Source organism: Chryseobacterium sp., assembly GCF_008014695.1.
GTDB lineage: Bacteria > Bacteroidota > Bacteroidia > Flavobacteriales > Weeksellaceae > Kaistella.
This window is the reverse complement of sequence record NZ_VOXE01000002.1, coordinates 709,963-727,146: the sequence shown is the minus strand read 5'-3', so window position 1 is coordinate 727,146 and position 17,184 is coordinate 709,963. Positions and strand designations below refer to the sequence as shown.

Sequence of the window (17,184 nt, the reverse complement as noted above, 5' to 3'; positions counted from 1 at the left end):
AGACAGAAAGAAGAGCGATCTTACTTTTGTAGATGAGAATGGCAGGAACATTTCTTTGTCTGAAATGAAAGGAAAGGTGGTCTTCATCAATTTCTGGGCGACCTGGTGCAGACCCTGTGTTGAGGAAATGCCCACGATTGCTGTACTGAAAAATCAATTTAAAGGAAATGACAAGATTGTTTTCATCCTCCTCAATGTGGAAGCCGACCTTGGTAAATCGAAAAAATTTATGGCAGACAGAAAGCTGGATCTGCCCGTGTATCTCTCAGGCGGCACAATTCCGTCTGACCTTTTTCAGGGCGCAATCCCCACTACCCTTATTTTCAATAAAAACGGGGATTTGGAAGCCAATATTCAGGGCGCCAGGAATTTCGCCAACCCCGAAATCTACAAAGTATTAAACGAACTGACTAAAAATTAATTAAAAAACAAAAAAATGGAAAAAATAAAAGTATGGCTTAAAAAAAACTGGAGCACCGCACTGTTTGCAGGGGTGTTTATCGTTTTACTTGTAAGCCCGGATGCGAAATCGTGGCTGATGCGGCAAATGATCTCAACAGGGATCATGAATGGCGAGATGAAAGATAAAAAAGAAAATCCGGCCGCAGAAATCCCTGCAGCTACGGAAACCATGAGTGTTCGGGACGAAACCGGTAAAATAATCAGCACTTCAGACCTGAAGGGGAAAGTGGTATTCATCAATTTCTGGGCATCCTGGTGTCCGCCATGCCGTGCGGAATTTCCGTCGATCCAAAAATTTTATGATCAATACCGGTTCAACCCTGATGTTGTATTTTTAACCGTGAATTTGGATGATGAGGTGGCTTTAGGCAAAGCCTATCTTCAAAAGGAAAAATACACACTGCCGCTTTTGGTTCCGGAAGGCAATCTCCCGGAAGTATACTTCAGCGGATCACTACCCACTACAGTGGTGCTGGATAAGACCGGCGCCGTACGAATGCATCATGCGGGAATGGCTGATTACAGCAAGGCTTCATTCTACGAAGAAATAAATGCACTTTTAAAAGAATAATCATGCTGAATCTAATTAAAATACTGTTCTTCATTCTTACGTTAGCCGGCCTGCAAATGGCTGCTCAGAATAAAAATCACCTTTTTGAGCCGGCGAAAGCGGGATTAACCGAATACAAAGCTTTATATGTACTGAATGAGAGCGACGAAACCAAAATAAAGGGAGTCATCAGGAACATCAGTAATGCAATGGATGACCCCCGCCTGAAAGGGAAACTGTATGTGGAACTGCTGGTTTTCGGTCCCGGAGTTGAACTGTACAGAAAAAAGAACGGATACGACAAACTGCTGATTCCCCTGACAGAATGGGGCGTTATTTTTGTACAGTGCGAGAATACTTTGAAGGAAAAAAACATCCCGAAAGCGGACCTGTATGATTTCGTACGTTACACCCCAAGTGGAAGTGGAGAAATCATTTTGCGGCAGTATGAAGGATGGGCGGTCGTAAAGCCTTAATGATTTAAGCGACCGGATGACAGAACTCTTCCTGGTAATGGAAACAGCTTTCACCAAATAATAAGCCCCAATATTAGGGCTAAAGCAGAGCGGAAACATAGAAGATAGACCTGACGTGTTTCTGCTTTACTGTTTCTTATCAGTTTAGGTTGACACTTCTGGACGCCTTGTGAGCTCGCTGTGAGCTGAATTGTTTTACAATTTTTTGGGAAAAGGAAGAATAAATTTGGGAAGGTTTTCGGCAGTACCTAACTTTTCTTCTGCAGCACCCATCAACCAAGAAAATGTGAGCATGTGTGGATCAACTGTCTGCATCTGTACAAACTTCCGCTTCCCTATTATCAGTGGAAATGCGTGAATAACGATTGAATCAATGCATTGCAGAATTATGACGTTTCACAAGGCAGACGGCGGCGTACCGCCTCCTCGCAATGAGCGTTGGCTACGCTCGGTGGCCAACCAGCAATGATTGGTAGACGGTGCTACTCATCCAGTTCCGTAAACAGCTGATTGAGGCTCCCGTCCAGCATCTTCAGGAATTTGGTGCGTTCCGTTTTCCTGCTTCGGATCTCGCCTATCGTTTTATGGTAGTTCCCAAGATCAATATTCAGGGATGACTCCGCCCACCTTATGACTTCCGCCAATTCAATATTGCCGCCATTGAGGCATTTGGTGTGGTGCAGTGCTATTATCAATTCTACCAGAGCAGCTTTGGAAGCAGTCCATTCCAGATAACGGCGGTTGCCGATTTCCTCGACCTCGTGTTTTTCAAGGTTTTTGATCTTGTTTTTAAAAAAGACCTCCAGCGCGTCGTTTGCCAGGATATGGGCTACCAGAATATCATGGGAGGTGGAAAATTTCTCGTCGTAACTGTGGAGATCGGGCGCCAGCTTGACCTTCAGATCATATCTGAAGCGGAGGAAATATTTCATGTCGAGGTAGGTGGCTTTCCGGCGGTAATAGTTGATAAAATCCCTGTTCTCCGCAGAAAAATATTCCAGTGCATTCAACTCCTTTTCATAGAATTTCTTAAGCTCTTTCGCGCCCGCGTAGGGCACCGAAGCCTCCAGTGAAAGAATCCGGGAATAGTAGATGAAGCGGGAAACGAATTTCGGTTTGACCTCCCTGAAGAATCTGACCTCCTCCTCCCAACTGCAGAATTCATGGCTGCTGGTCCAGGACTTCAGCTGCCTGACGGCCTCATCTGTTTCCATCAGAACGCATTCTGCAAAAGAAAAAAAATCATCCTGTTCACGCCGCAGCAGCTCTGTTCGATCGTTCAGCGCTTTCCACAGGTCATCGCATTTTTCAAAAAGTATTCTGGATTCCATAATCAATGGTATTATTAAATTACAGGTCTTCAATTCAGTCTCCGGTACGGAGCTCCTTTTTACGCCGGTCAATAAAATCCTTCGGCCGCAGTCCGTTGATTTCATAAAAATGGTCGGAGAAGTTCTGTCGCGATGCGATCCCGCATTCTTCCGCGAGCCCTTCAATCGTATAATTCAGGTATTTCTTTTCGGTACACAGAAGGTTTGTGATGTACGTGATGCGGAGTTCCTTCAGGTAGGTGTTGAAGTGCATCCCTTTAAAATCATTAATGACAAATGACAGGTAGGGCGTGTTCGTGCCCAGCTTGTCGGCCAGTTTCCGAAGGGTCAAGCCTTTGGCAGTAAACTCTTTCTTTTCCTCAAATTTCCGGAGCTTCTCCAGAATTTCATTTGTGACCTCTTCACTGTAACCGTATTTTCGGGCCGCGACCCTTTCCTTTGGAGGAATGACCATGATCTCACCTGAAGCCGTCTCCCTTCTCTTCAGAAGCAGCCGGTATTTTTCAGTGATCTTCCTGGCCTTTTGGTAGCGGTAGAGGAGAAAAATAATGATCAGCCCACCTGTAACCGAAATCAGCAAAATGAACCTGGATTTAGAACGGCCGGCATTTTCGAGCCGGAACTTTTCTTCCCTCAGCGTTTTCGTGTCATATTCTTTATAAACACGGGCAGCCAGATAGGAAAAATCGCTGGCCAGAAACTCGTCAGCCTTCAGGAGCTGCCGCGTATAATACAGTTCCTCCACAGGTTTCCGTTTTTCCTTATAGAAACTGATGAGGACCTCATAATTCTCCCGCAGTTCAGGGAGGATAAACCGGTGTCTTATGAAAGAGGAATCGACTTTCCTGAAATACTCCAATGCCATGTCTTTTTTATTCAGCTGAAAATAAGATTTCCCGATATAAAAATCGTTCAGGGCCATCCATGCAAAATCATCGCTCGTAGACAGGAGCCTGTTGGACAGGGTCAGCAATTCAACCGCGGAACTGTAGTTTTCTTTCCTGAATTCGGACAGTCCCCGGCATTTGTACAAATATCCTTTTTCCTCATCAAAGCCCTGCCGGCGGTTCAACAGTGCTTCGCCTCTGGCCGTCAGTGAATCAGCGGCGACCCACTGTTCCAAGTGCTGGTAACAGACCACCATCTGGTGCAGTGTGTTCAAGTATCCCCGGGTATTGTTATAAATATCATTCGGATGTTCTTTTTGGGTCAGGTTCGCTTCGAAGAAGGTCAGACACGGCCGGAAATGCTCGAGCGCTTCTTCATAATAACCCAAATAACTTTTGACGGTGCCCAGATGATACAGGATCTTGTACTGCAGGTAAGGATCTTTGATAGATCCTGAATATTCATTAGCCTTTAGGTATTCGTTGAGCGCCGGCTGATACTTCTTGAAAGTGAAATAATATACAATACCTTTTCCCAGATAAGCGCGGCTGATCAGATCAGCATCTTTAGTAGTGCGTGCAGCAGCAACGGCACTGTCGGCATACAAAAGTTTATCCTGCCCTTTCGGTGAGAAAAACACCCCGTTCTCGTAGGCGTTCAGGAGCTCTTTAATATGGTTCTTTCTTCTGGCTTCCTCAATATGCATTCTTACAAAAGGCAGGGCGCGGCCGTCATTTTCCTTGTACGTTTCGTAGATGTTCTCGAACTGTTTAAAGGAGACCCCTGTACGATCCTGGGCCGGATTTGAAACGCACCCTATTGCAAAACAGATGATGAGCATTATTTTAGACATTGTTGGGGACGGTAAAATTGGTGGTGGGATGATCAAAATTACTTAAAAAAGAGCAAAATCCACTGCGTCTTTGCAGCAATCCTACGAAATCGCTGAATTTCATGATAAATCGCTGACAACCATTTATTTACCATTGTACGAATGGATACATCAGGACGTCCCCATGGCTACACAGAGCCCCAGTTCCCTTTTTTTCAGCTTTACGACGGGGTAATTTCGGGTCAGAATTCTACTAACCCACCCCGGCCGGGATAACTTTTTAAAACTACAAAAATGAAAAAGTCTATCTCAATTTTAGGGTTTGGTGTTCTGTTCCTTACCGGGTCATGCAGATCTGAGAACATGGATGCCTTCCAAAACCCAAACGAAACAACCGATGCGATTGTTTTGAAGAAAAAAATGACCAATGAAACCGCAAAAGCTGGCGATTCCGTCTACACCTCAGCATTTTCGGAAACCGAAGATACAGGTGAGCCGAAGGAAGAACCTAAAAAAGACCGACAGCACTGGCGGAAAAAAGAATAACCAACAGAGAACGGGCTGTGCCTTAACAGCCCCTTTTAAAACCCATCATGAAAAGGGAAGCCAAAAAATCCGGTGACCCCGATCGGGAGGTCATCCGGGCGAGCGGATCGCTCTGCCCCGCATCCGGAGAATGGGAAATCATCGGAGAAAGAACTACCTCCATTGTACTTTCCAGAAATCAGGTCATGCCGGAATACTGCGGCAAAAAAGTATACTGGAAACTGGTCAGGCAGGGCTGACACTTCGAATTCGGTGAGTGCGAGGGCTAAGATTAAAAATCAAGTTATGAAAAACAGAAAGGTACTGGCAGTACAAATCATCAGTTATTTTTTCGTTCTGCTTTTCTGCTATGCGGCAGTAAGCAAGATGCTGGATTTCGAGAATTTTCAGGTGCAGATCGGGCAGTCGCCGCTGCTCAGTGCCTATGCAGGCTTTGTGTCCTATGCTGTGATCGCGGCAGAACTCGTCATTGCAGGCCTGCTGCTTTACGAAAGGACACGGCTTGTCGGGCTGTACGCATCGTTCACCCTAATGGTGGCGTTCACCGTCTATATTTACCTGATCCTGAATTACAGTGATTTTGTACCGTGTTCGTGCGGCGGCATCCTGGAGAAAATGGGGTGGACGGAGCATCTGATCTTTAATGTGGGGTGCGTGGTTCTGGCCGCAGCCGGAGCACTGGTCATGGAAAAAGACCAGGCTGCCGGACTGCGCAGACCAGTACTGAAAATGGTGATGATGTTCCTTATAGGATCAGGCGGCATGGTGGTCCTGTTCCTTTCTTCGGAACATATCATCAAGAGGGAGAACAATTTCACGAGACGGTTTCTTCAAAACCCGGTTTCCGATAAATCCGCACTCATCTTACCCGAGGAAGGCTATTATTTCGCGGGAGTTTACAGAGACAGGATCTACCTAGGAAACAGCCGAAAGCCTCTCCTGCTGACGAGTATCTCGAAAGAAATGAGCGATCTGAAAACACTGAAGATTGAGCCGGAAAAAATGTCTGAAAACACGTTCAGGAATCTTCAGATCAGGGTGCACGAAAACTATTTCTACCTGTCTGACGGTACCGTACCAGTAATCTACAGGGGAAAACTTGGACAGCCCATTGCCAAAATTATCAGCAAAGGCGATGCGTATTTTACGCAGCTGGCGGTGCTAGATTCAGCAAGGTTTGCAGTAAGGACCCAAAGCAGCCGCACCCACCGTTATGTTTTAGCGCTGCTGGAACTGCAGCCCAACCCCAAAGTAACCTTACAAGAGGGACTACTCGAAAAGCAGATCGACGGGGTATTTGATGTGGACGGGATTCTAAAAACCAATGGTTCCCATGTCGTTTACACCTACCATTACCGGAACCAATTCCTTGTGATGGACCGGGACATGAGACTGCTGAGGAAACTGAATACGATTGACACGACGAGCACCGCCAATATCTCCGTGAAGAACATGACCGGCGGCGTAAGGCGGATGAATGCACCACCTGTGAAAGTGAATGAAAATTTCACATTGTACGGATCACTGATTTTCAACCAATCTAATATACGCGGAAAAAACGAAAGTGTCCGTCAATGGAAAACAAGCGCAGTAATCGATGTGTACCGTACGGATACGCAGCGGTACCTCGGAAGTTTCCGGATTAAAAAAAACGCAGGGGAAGCACTGCATGATTTCCTGATCACGGGCAAATACCTATACGTGCTGCAGGGAAGCACCTTAAGACAGTACCGGTATACCGGGAAATTTAAAAAAATGATTCAACAAGGGGAAGCCGAAAACCTTTACCAAGAGTAGGCAATCATTTCTAAAATTTTTTATTATGAAAAAATTAATTTTCCCTGTTGCCCTTGTGGTAATAGGAGCAGGAAGCGCATTTGCAACAAAAGCCAGCAATGCGAAGGACGATGCCATCGTACCGGCTTACCGGATGGATCCTGAATCCGGACTGTGTGTGGAAGCCAACCAGCAGTGCAGCACACTAGGCGGTCCTGTCTGCAAATGGGCAGCAGACGGCGTGACCGTCCTGCACGACGAACCCATCAGCCCTACCGAATGCGGGGCTGAATTATTCAAACCGTAAAAAAAGAGGATGCCTAACCGGCATCCTTTTTCATTTGCTGCTGTATCCACGGAATGTCTTTCCGGCCCTTGAGGAAATAGTCCCACCAGTCCAATACCCTTATGTTCAGGTCTTTCATCTCCGGCGTGCTGTCTCCAACATCATGTCCTTTTTCCGGATAAAAAAGCGCAATCACCTCTTTTTGATACCGCCTCAGGGCGATATAGAACTCCATGACCTGGTCCCAGTCTACGTTCCTGTCTTTCTTGCCGGCCCAGAGCAGAATGGGTGCAGATGCTTTTTCGGCATGTTGAACAGGGCTGTTGGCGTAGTACAGCGCTTTGTTGTCTGCAAACGGCATCTTTACGTCCATCTGCCCGTTCTCATACTGCCAGTAATAGGGCCTGAAATAATTATAACTGAACGTATAATAAGAACGGATGATGTCACTGGGCCCGGATCCGGCGATATAAGCGGCAAAGCGGGTTGAATGGGTTGCAATGAAAGAAGTCTCGTAGCCACCGTGGGAGTGGCCCACCAATCCTACCCTTTTCCGGTCGATATAAGCGCGGTTCGCTATGGCATCCAACGCGCTGTTCACGCAGTTCAGTGCTGAGAGGCCGGGCCCTTCCGTGCCGCCGGTCCTGATGTCCGGCAGATAAACGAAATAGCCCTTTGCCAGGAGTGCTTTCAGGTCGAAGCCTTCCGACCTCATTTCGCCGGGTACCGTATAGCGGTTCTGGCTGCCGCTCTGGATCTGGTAGATGTGAACCACCATCGGATACGTTTTCCGGGAATCAAAACCCGCCGGATAATAGAGGAGCCCTTTCAGCGGAACACCGTGCGCATTGCTGTACGTTATGACTTCCTGTCTGACGGTTCCGGCTGTTACATCCTGGTTCGGGTTCTGATAGACCACCCGGGTTTTCTGCGTTTTCGGATGTACCGCAATGACCTGCGGGACCCTGTTGTAATTTTCTTCCCGGTGCACGAAGGTGCGCATCTTGGCGTCGTACCGGATATCCTGGACCGAATTTTCCGTAGGGCCTAATACCTGCTTAAAGCGGTTCCCGCTCCAGATGCCGTAAGACGTTTTGCCGCCCTTTGTATTCACCAGTTTCAGCACCAGCGTATCCGCTGATCCGGTCTGTGTGCAGTGCAGATTGATTTCGGGGATCAGGTAATCGTCCTTGCTGCTGATGATCCTGGAGGTATGGCCTGCGGCAATATCCGGCATTTCCATCCGCGCTTTGGCGATACTGTATTTCCGGAGGCCGTCCTTCCCTTCAAACCAGATGCTCCGGCTGTCGGCACTGAAAACGGGCCGGCCCAAGGATAGCTTCCCCAAAACGGCATTCTGGTGCGTGAGCGGATCATAAAGCGCCCATTCCTCGCCGGTACTGCGGTAAAGGAGGCAGCTTCCATCTTTGGGAACCACGATCTCTTCGCGCGCTGGTCCCATCCGCTGAAAGGTTTCCTTTTCGGCATCATAGACATAAGCCTCCACATCGGGGTAATACCGGACATAGTTGTATCCCGCTGCCCTTTTGAAAGCGAGGAAATAACGGCTGCTGCCGATATTGGCCACCGTGGGATAAACGTCTGAAGGAATGGGTGTGAGGGTTGAAGTAAGCGGATGGTAGACTGCATATTCATAGGTGCTCTTTTTCGGTGCGAGGATGCTTTTCAGGTCGCCGTCGTTTCCGTACCAGAGCTCGACCACTTTCTTTTCCTTCTCCTCCATCCGCCAGGTGCGGATAAAAAGCGTGCCGTCAGTGCCCGCCTCACTGACAGAGAAGGAACTGCCAGACGGAAGATCTTCAGGAAAAGAACGGTGGAGGCTGCCGTCCAGTGCAGTGATCAGGACTGCGTTCTGTCTGCCCGTTCCGGGATTCTTCAGCTGTACGGTGAGGTATTTTCCCGAAGGGGTCAGTTCTGCCCTTTCAACGGTATCCGGTGTCGTATACAGTTTGCGGTGACCCTTTTCATTCCACAGATACAGTTCAGTCCGGTCTTCTGCCTGTTTCAGGAAATACAGGTTGCTTTTTCCGTCGGCAAGAATTTTCTCCACCCCGGTTTCCTCACCTACTATTTTCCCGTCCGCGGACATGACTTTCAGCGTCCGGTCTTTTCCCAAAACGGCATAGCGGCCTGTCTCTTCCAGCAGTACTGCCTGCCGGCTGCTTGGATAGGAAATATACGTGCGTTTTGACAGGTCCCACCAGGCAGCGCCGCCGGCGCCTGCGGACAGCAGGCGGTTGCCGGGAGCAAAACGGAGGTCCATCATCTTTACGATTTCCAGGGGTGGAAGGCCGGGATTCTGCGTGTCCACGAGCATGACGGTATCACACACCGAATTGAGCCATTTGCTTACCGCCGCCCATCTTCCGTCCGGGGAAAGTGCCGTCAGGCTTACGGTAAAGAAACGGGAGCGCCATTTCTGTAAGGTGTCCTGCGGAGTTGCAGGTACTGCCTGCTGCGCGGGAAGGTGCACTGTCAGAAGGGACACGCACAGGAGTAAGAGTTTTATATGGTTGGTTGGGTTCATTATTAGGTTTTGTTGTTTTAGAAGATTCAAGAGCCAAGAGCCAAGAATCAAGACTTGCAGAAGGGATTGCTTCGTCGGCGTTTCGCCTCCTCGCAAGGACAAAGAGCCAAGAGCCAAGGCAAAAGGAAGAAGTAAGGACTGATGGAGCGATTCGTTTTAATAGCCCGGGTTCTGCGGGTTCAGGTTGGGATTCAGGAGCAGTTCCTTCTGGGGGATGGGCCACAAGGCATGGTGGCTTTTCCAGTTGGGTTTTATCGCGGTAAGCAGGTCCAGGCGGTTCATGCGCTTGAGGTCAAAGAAACGGTGGCCCATTTCGGTGAAGAATTCCTTCCGGTTTTCCTTCAGGATCTCGTCCAGCAGCTGGGCCTTGCTGATGGTGGCCGGCAGGGGCGCAAGGCCTGCCCTTTGCCGGGTCTTGTTCACATAGGGCAGTGCCTCGACCACTTTGTCCTGCTGTGCCAGCACTTCTGCCAAAAGCAGGTAGACTTCCTCCAGCCGGAAAACGACGGAATATTCGTTTGGATTCGTTGTTCGGTTCTTGTACTTGTTGGCGCGGTACCAGGTGTTGGCTCCTACCGTCACGGCTGCCGTCCAGTTCGTTTTCCGGAGGTCGCCGCTGTCAAAGCTGCCCATCAAGTTCGAAGACAGGGCATTGAGCGCAGGTGCTGCACCGGAAAAGTAATAGTGCTGCACCTCTTTTGTAGGATCGTTCGGATTCTTGGGTTTCAGCTGCCAGAGGATGTGCTGGCCGGATTTGTCAAAGACCTTTGTGAGGTCATTCTGGAAAGTATAGAGCGGGCTCTGAAGAATGTTTTTCAGCAGCAGCTCTGCCCCGCCCCACTGGTGCTGCAGGCAGTGGACCTTTGCCAGCAGGAGCTCCGCCACCTTACGGTTCGGGAAGATGCGTTCGGTGTTCGGGTAGGTATCCGTCAGCAGCATGCTTGCTGCTGCAACGTCCTGCTCCAGCCTTACCAGCACCTGCGACTGAGTGGTTTTGCCCAGCGACCGGTTGATCTTGTAATCCGTCGTGGTCACATACGGGATGCTGCCGAAGAGTTCTTCAAGGTAATAGTAAAGCAGGGAGCGCATGAGCAGGGCCTCGCCGGTGAGGCGGTCGCGGTCCTTGGCGGGAAGTGCGGCAGACCTGCTTACGCCTTCAAGGATGGCATTCGCCGTATAGATCTTCTGGTAGGCACTGTTCCAGTAGTTTTCGACAGTGCTGTTGTTCGCGACCTGCTGGTTCAGGTAGATGTCGGCCACGGCATTCCCGTTGGTGGAGGTATAAAAATAGTCGAGGTCATCGGTATAATATCCGAGCAGCGCCCCGGGCGTGTCGCCGGAAAGGGGCGAGCTTTCCCAGAGGCCTGCATAGAGGCCTGCCAATGCGGCATTCGCGGTCTGTACATCGCTGAAGACGATGTTGCCGTCGATCTGGTTGCCGGGCATGTCGACTTCCAGCATTTTTTCACAGGAGGTGAATACGGCCAGGGCCAGCATCAGCAGCAGTGCAGTCCTCCTCACCCTGCTGCGCAAAGGCCGCACTGCAGCGGTTTTCAATTTGCATAAAGTTCCTGCCTTGCTTGCGGGATCTGTTTTCATCAAAGGACCTGTCTGTAATAATATATCTGTTTTCATCACTATTTTTTTTAAAAGTTAAACTCTGTTCCGAAGGCAACGGTTTTCAGGGGCGGCAGGTAGCCGCTCACCGAGAATTCAGGATCGGGACCGTAGTATTTCGTCCACGTCAAGAGGTTCTGGCCCTGCACATAGATGCTGACCTGGGAAAGATAGCGGTGCTGCACCGGCAGGCGGTAGGTGAGCTGGATGTTCTTCAGGCGCAGGTATGAGCCGTCGGAGACCGCCGCGGTACTGTTCCTGAAGTTGTTGTGGGCCGTATTGGCTGCGGCGTTGCCACCAGCTGTGTAAGGCATATAAGTGCCGCCCGGGTTTGCTGCGGACCATACGTCGAGTACTTCCACGGGCTGGTTGAACATGCCGCCCGGAACCGGCATCGTATAGTTGTAGTTCAGGCTTTTCTGGCTGACGCCCTGAAGCAGCACCGCGAGGTTCCACTGCCGGTATTCCAGGGTGTTGCTCCAGCCGCCGAAGAAACGGGGGCCAAGGTGCTCCGAGACCTTCGTGTCCTCCGGCGCGGTGATCTTCCCGTCGCCGTTGAAATCGGTGAAGCGGTAAAGGCCTGTGGCCGGATCGATGCCCTCCAGCCGGTAGAGCTTGATCAGGTTCGTGGGTTCCCCCACGACGAAGTAGTTCGCATAAGTGGAGCCTTCCAGACCCGGGAAAGCCAGTAGTTTGCTTCTGGGTACGGTGAGATTAAAGGCGGTGTTCCATTTAAGGCTGCCGGTGCTTACCGGAGTGCCGGAGAGTTCTATCTCAATTCCGGTATTTTCCACCGTGGCATCAAGGTTTGCCAGGACCGACGTGAAGCCGGTCATGCCCGGCAGCTGGTAGCCCACGAGCTGGTTCGAGGAGCGGTTGCGGTACCAGGCCGCCGTCAGGTTCAGGCGGTCCTTGAGGAAGCCCAGCTCAAGGGCGGCTTCGAGCTTCACGGTCTTTTCCCAGCTGAAAGCAGGATTATAGAGCCGCGAGGGGATGATGCCCGTAACGCCGTTGTAGATCAGGTTGGCCACTGAATAGGTGTCGAGGTACTGGTAATCGCCGATATTGTCGCTGCCCGCAGAGCCGTAACTGGCCCGGAGCTTCCCGAAGCTCAGCCATCGGTTTTCTGCCAGCATGGGTTCTTTGGAGAATAGCCAGGCTGCGCCCACGGCACCGAAGTCCGCGAAGCGATTGTCGGGGCCGAAGCGGCTGGAGCCGTCGCGCCTGCCGCTAAGGTTCAGGATGTACTTGTGGGCATACTGCCAGTTGACGCGTGCAAAAGCAGCTGCATAGCGGTATTCGGACCGGATCTCGTCGGAGACCGTCTTCGTCTTGGCGGCACCGATGTTCTGAATGAAGGCATTGGTCTCAAAGCCGGTGCCTTTCATGGAAGACTGCTTTCCGGCATCGCTCTGGAAGGTACCGCCGAGCAGGATCTCCAGTCTGTGGATGGCGCGCGTGTAATTCCACTGCAGCTGCGGTTCGGCCATAAGGGAAAAGCGGCGCTGGGTGTTTAAGGAGGAAGAGGAATAGGCGCTGGACTGGCCGGTAACAAAGGCCGGGTTGTAGATCGTGTTGGGCCGCAGGGACCATTCCTCGAAGTCCTGATAGTTCACCCCGCCGCTGAGTTTAAGCCGCAGACCTTGGAGGAATTCCCAGGAAATGTTCAGGCTGTTGACGGTCTGAAGGTTCTCATTGAGGTAATTCGTGTTGTAGATGGCCACGGGATTGGCGAAGCGGTCCCAGTTCAGGCTGCTGTCCTCTTTATACAGCGCGGGGGCATTCGGGGAGAGGAGCAGGGCTTTGGCGGTGACGTCCTCGGTGACCACATTGTTTTTGGTGCCCGAGAGCATGTTCGTGAAGTTCAGGGTGAACTTCCTATCCTCCGAACGGTGGGTCAGGTTCGCGGCCATTGTGTTCACCGTATACCTGTAGTCCTGCCCGAGCACCGTGCCCTGCTCTTTGTGGGCAAGGCTGATCAGGAAGCGCGTACCGGCGCTGCCGCCTTTCAGGGAGAGCTGAATGTCTGAGGCAGCGGCCGTATTTCCGATCAGCACCTTCTGCCAGTCGGTATACCGGTTTTGGTCCCAGGCACCGTTCACATCGTAGGCGGTTGCCGGATAGGCGGTAACGCCGTCATTGGCATAGGCCTGGCGTCGCATGCCGAGGTATTCCTCCGTGGAGAGGAGCTTCATCTTGGAAGCTACTGTGCTCAGCGCGTAGGACGTATTGAGCGTGACCTCCAGCCCTGCTTTCCGGCTTTTCTTTGTCGTGATGAGCACCACGCCGTTTGCCCCGCGGGAACCGTAGATAGCCGTGGCATCGGCATCCTTCAGGATCTCGATGCTCTCGATATCGTTCGGGTTCACGGCATTGAGCGGGCTGATGCTGCGCAAAGGGAGCACCGTGCCGGAAAAGAGGGAGGTCATTTCCGCGCCGAGCACGACCCCGTCGATGACATAGAGCGGCGTGTTGCCGTCCATGCCGGAATTGGTGAGGGTGCGCAGGCTGTTGCGGCCGCGGATCTGGATGTCGTACCCGGAACCTGCGGTACCGGAGTTCTGGGTGATGTTCACCCCCGCCATCCTGCCCTGCACGGCGGAGAGGACATTGGTGACGGGCTGGTTCTCAATGTCCTTTGCGGTGACCTTTGAGATGCTGCCCGTGCTTTCTTTGGCTTTTACTTCATAGTAGCCGGCGTTGAGGACCACCTCCTTGATCTCGCTTACCTTCTCCTCGAGGGAAAGGTCAAAGACGATTTGGTCGCCGATCTCTTCGCGCCTTTCGCCGAAGTTTGGGTGGCGAAACAGAAGGACGGGATTGTCGTTCTGGACGGTGAGCTGATAAGTTCCTGAGACGCCGGTAACGGCGGCCTCGTCCCTGCCCTCTTCGGAGACCGTGACGCCGGCAAGAGGCCTGCCGTCTGCGGTCACCGTGCCGGAGACCGTGCGGGTTTGGGCGTGGGCCTGCGAGCAGAGGAGCAGAATGATTGGAATGGTTAAATGTTGATTTAGTTTCATAGTTTTTTTGGTTAGACACGAGCCGAGGTTCGAGATCCGGGATCCGAGATTCGAGGTTCGGGATTCGGGGTTCGCGGTTCGTTTCAGGATTGCTTCGTCGGCGTGCGCCTCCTCGCAATGGCGGTTCGTGATGGGTTATCGATACAGAGCGTGTGCAGTGCACCGTGGGGCGGTGACTGAATGCTCCTTTTCTGCATTCATGGGATTTTTTTGCACAGGGGGGAAGGCACGGTAAAACGGGACTCCCCTGACCTGCTACAAAAAAATTAATATGAATGAAAAATAAGTCCCGTGAAAGCCGGAAGGCCGCAGTGGCTGTGCACCCCACTGTAAGTGTCATCAAATACTTTTGATAAAAGCGGGGCTTAGGGAGTTGAGAATGCCGGATATAAAACGGCGTGGAACTCTACAATATCTGCTATTGAGGTACTGGTATACCGTGCACACAGATAAGAGAGCCCACGCCTAGGTCGTGAGCCTTCAACTTATCCTCTCGTGTGCTAAAAATTACCAGTTTTCAATAGCGAGATTCTAAGCGAATGCTTCTATTATTAATTGAAGTGTCGCAAAATTACATCTTTGAATATAATCTTATTACAAATATAAAAAAAATATTTTATTGTTACAAGTACTTGTAACAATATTTTTTCTAAGAATAGCGCCCTTTGTATAAAGCAACACATATGGACACGTCTAAAAATAAACTTTTAAAACAATTCGGGGAGCACGTAAGAAATTTGAGAGTTAGGGCAAACCTCAGCCAGGACGATGTAGTTAATAATAGTGACTATATAACTAAAGGCACAGTAAGTGATATTGAGAACGGAAAGAGAAACTTATCTTTCACTACGTTAATAGATTTAGCAAAGGGGTTAGGTAAAAAACCGAGGGATTTGGTTAATTTTGATATAGATCAAAATGAGAATTCATTATAAACCTTCTTAGCTATTACTTTTTTGAAAAGCTATCTTCCCTACAATTTTATTGGAACTAATATCATATTCGATTTCTACAAAAAAACTGTAGAGCTTATACAAGCAATATATACGACTACCTAATTCTTTGCAGCTTTTAAACTCTCCTTCTAAAAATACCAAAGCAAACTGCTCGCTATCTGGCAGCAATGTAAATTCATAGAAAGGCAATTTCTTCTGCATCACGGAACAGACTTATTTGTTTATCTCCTTATAATATCTTCCAGAACATTGCTCCAATAAGACATTTGTCTCATGCAATTCTCTTCGGAGTTCTCTTACCCATACTGCTAAAATAAACAATAAAATTATTGCAATGATGTTGTAGATTTTTAGGGTTTTCATTGAAAATAATTTGAATAAATATAAGATTTTATCAGTTTGTAATATAGATTTGTTTCAGCACACGTAATATTCTGGGCAAGTAATTTAAAACTCAATTCATTCATTATTGGTCTTCTGGCGAAAGGATCTTTCTCGTTATTTTTCTCCAGCAGAATTTTTGATCTGATAATCATTGTATTGAAAAATATTTATTCAGTTATCAGCAACACAATATAAGTTGTATTAGCGCAATACGTATATTTATAATGTTATGCGTAATTAAATAGACTTTATGATAGAACAAATTGTCATTGACTACAAAATCCATAAATACAATTCAGCAAAAGATGTCAAGGAAAAACTTGACTATTTTAGGAAGTTAAGTGACAATGGACTTCATAAACTGACTGAACAAGAATTTGACAACTTAAAAGCCGAATTTATTAAATTTCAGAATGTCATTTTTACACTTTTTGCAGACACATATCCAACTAAACTTTTTAGAGTAACAAATAATAAATATCTCTATGGAGGACAAAAAGTAAAACTTCAAAAAGTTACAGATTTGGTTGGACCACCTGTTGGTAAATCTAATCACGGAAGATGTAATTTAAATGGAGAAAGCGTTTTCTATTCCGCTTTAGATTTCAAAACTGCTATTTGGGAAACAAGGCCTGAAGCTGGCGATTTAATAACCGTTAGTGAATGGGAAATAAAACCAGGAGAAAAACTTAATACGCACTATATTTTTCATCCGACACTTGCTACAACAAATCAGGAAAGTGTAGGTGCTTATAATGCTTGGCTTCAATCTAAAAAGGAAATAAACCCTGAACTTGTTGACGTATTTGATGAGTTAATATTATTCTTAACAGAGCAGTATATGAAAAAGGTTTCTGACGATGAAAAACAGAACTATCTATTTTCTGCGAATTATTCGTCAAGACTTATACAGCAAAAACCTGACAATAATGGCTTTAAAATAGATGCAGTTTGTTACCCAAGTGTAAGAATGGAGTATGGTTTGACAAATTTAGCCATATTTAATGATTATGTATTTGATAAATTGCAGTTAAACAAAATTACTGTTTATGATATTGTAGAAACGCACTATGACACCAGTAATGTTTTGACAGAAGACCTGGTTAAAGTATCGCCAATGATTATAACGACTAGTAATTTCGATTTTGAACAAAATACAATAATTTACGATTTAGAAGCAGAATTAAAATTAGCAATTGAACTTCACGAAAAATATTACAACATCTAACAAGGGTAACCTTTAAAACAACCTAATTTTTCCGTGTTAGGTTTACGAATCTTATAAAAAGCAACCTCTTTTAAAGCGATATAAAAGGAGGTTTTTTTTGCCGTTAAAAGTTTTAAGAATTTCGCATGGCTTAAACACAGCAGTTTTTTAAGGCATTGGCTTCTGAAATATTATTCAGAAAAAAGCAGCACAGAAAGCAGTGCTCCTGAAAATTATATTATGCCGGCCCAAGTATCTCTCCGAGATTGCTCCTCAGCAGAGCATGATTCCGTTTCGGTGATAGG

14 protein-coding genes are annotated in these 17,184 nt (G+C 48.3%); 9 read left to right on the top strand and 5 right to left on the bottom strand.

Annotated features, from left to right (window positions below; translation table 11 throughout):
• The 3 genes from FUA25_RS07730 to FUA25_RS07720 all read left to right on the top strand — a co-directional run.
• A partial coding sequence (locus FUA25_RS07730; protein WP_147756320.1) for a TlpA family protein disulfide reductase occupies positions 1-421 on the top strand: 421 nt, incomplete at its 5' end.
• A 15-nt stretch (positions 422-436) separates the two neighbouring features.
• Entirely contained in the window at positions 437-1,033 is a 597-nt protein-coding gene (locus FUA25_RS07725) for a TlpA family protein disulfide reductase (RefSeq protein ID WP_147756319.1), read from the top strand.
• 2 nt (positions 1,034-1,035) lie between these two features.
• Positions 1,036-1,488, top strand: a complete 453-nt coding sequence (locus FUA25_RS07720) for a DsrE family protein (protein WP_147756318.1) — start codon at positions 1,036-1,038, stop codon at positions 1,486-1,488.
• A gap of 482 nt (positions 1,489-1,970) precedes the next feature.
• Here the strand turns inward: FUA25_RS07720 and FUA25_RS07715 are convergent, their stop codons facing one another.
• Both FUA25_RS07715 and FUA25_RS07710 read right to left on the bottom strand, forming a co-directional pair.
• The gene (locus FUA25_RS07715) at positions 1,971-2,819 is read right to left on the bottom strand and encodes an RteC domain-containing protein (protein WP_185146674.1); all 849 of its coding nucleotides are present in this window, start codon (positions 2,817-2,819) and stop codon (positions 1,971-1,973) included.
• A 34-nt stretch (positions 2,820-2,853) separates the two neighbouring features.
• Complete coding sequence (locus tag FUA25_RS07710) at positions 2,854-4,560, bottom strand: helix-turn-helix domain-containing protein (RefSeq protein WP_147756316.1); 1,707 nt, start codon at positions 4,558-4,560, stop codon at positions 2,854-2,856.
• A gap of 273 nt (positions 4,561-4,833) precedes the next feature.
• Between FUA25_RS07710 and FUA25_RS07705 the strand changes: the two genes are divergently transcribed.
• The 4 genes from FUA25_RS07705 to FUA25_RS07690 are packed head-to-tail and all read left to right on the top strand — an operon-like array spanning position 4,834 to position 7,168.
• Entirely contained in the window at positions 4,834-5,085 is a 252-nt protein-coding gene (locus FUA25_RS07705) for a hypothetical protein (protein WP_147756315.1), read from the top strand.
• Positions 5,086-5,132: 47 nt separating this feature from the next.
• Positions 5,133-5,324 carry a hypothetical protein gene (locus tag FUA25_RS07700; protein WP_147756314.1) on the top strand — a complete coding sequence of 64 codons (192 nt, stop codon included), beginning with the start codon at positions 5,133-5,135 and terminating at the stop codon, positions 5,322-5,324.
• 46 nt (positions 5,325-5,370) lie between these two features.
• Entirely contained in the window at positions 5,371-6,882 is a 1,512-nt protein-coding gene (locus FUA25_RS07695) for a DoxX family protein (protein WP_147756313.1), read from the top strand.
• 25 nt (positions 6,883-6,907) lie between these two features.
• Entirely contained in the window at positions 6,908-7,168 is a 261-nt protein-coding gene (locus FUA25_RS07690) for a DUF6520 family protein (protein WP_147756312.1), read from the top strand.
• 13 nt (positions 7,169-7,181) lie between these two features.
• Here FUA25_RS07690 and FUA25_RS07685 read toward each other — a convergent pair whose 3' ends face one another.
• From FUA25_RS07685 to FUA25_RS07675, 3 genes are all read right to left on the bottom strand, one after another.
• Positions 7,182-9,656, bottom strand: a complete 2,475-nt coding sequence (locus tag FUA25_RS07685; protein WP_185146673.1) for a prolyl oligopeptidase family serine peptidase — start codon at positions 9,654-9,656, stop codon at positions 7,182-7,184.
• A 195-nt stretch (positions 9,657-9,851) separates the two neighbouring features.
• The gene (locus tag FUA25_RS07680; protein ID WP_228411672.1) at positions 9,852-11,330 is read right to left on the bottom strand and encodes a RagB/SusD family nutrient uptake outer membrane protein; all 1,479 of its coding nucleotides are present in this window, start codon (positions 11,328-11,330) and stop codon (positions 9,852-9,854) included.
• An 11-nt stretch (positions 11,331-11,341) separates the two neighbouring features.
• Positions 11,342-14,332, bottom strand: coding sequence for a SusC/RagA family TonB-linked outer membrane protein (locus tag FUA25_RS07675; RefSeq protein ID WP_147756310.1), 2,991 nt, complete (start codon positions 14,330-14,332; stop codon positions 11,342-11,344).
• A gap of 683 nt (positions 14,333-15,015) precedes the next feature.
• On the opposite strand from FUA25_RS07675, the gene FUA25_RS07670 reads away from it, so the two are divergent.
• Together FUA25_RS07670 and FUA25_RS07665 are read left to right on the top strand one after the other, a co-directional pair.
• Positions 15,016-15,267, top strand: coding sequence for a helix-turn-helix domain-containing protein (locus FUA25_RS07670; protein ID WP_147756309.1), 252 nt, complete (start codon positions 15,016-15,018; stop codon positions 15,265-15,267).
• A 655-nt stretch (positions 15,268-15,922) separates the two neighbouring features.
• On the top strand, positions 15,923-16,900 hold the full coding sequence (locus FUA25_RS07665; protein WP_147756308.1) for an RES domain-containing protein: 978 nt from the start codon (positions 15,923-15,925) through the stop codon (positions 16,898-16,900).
• Positions 16,901-17,184: the final 284 nt, after the last annotated feature.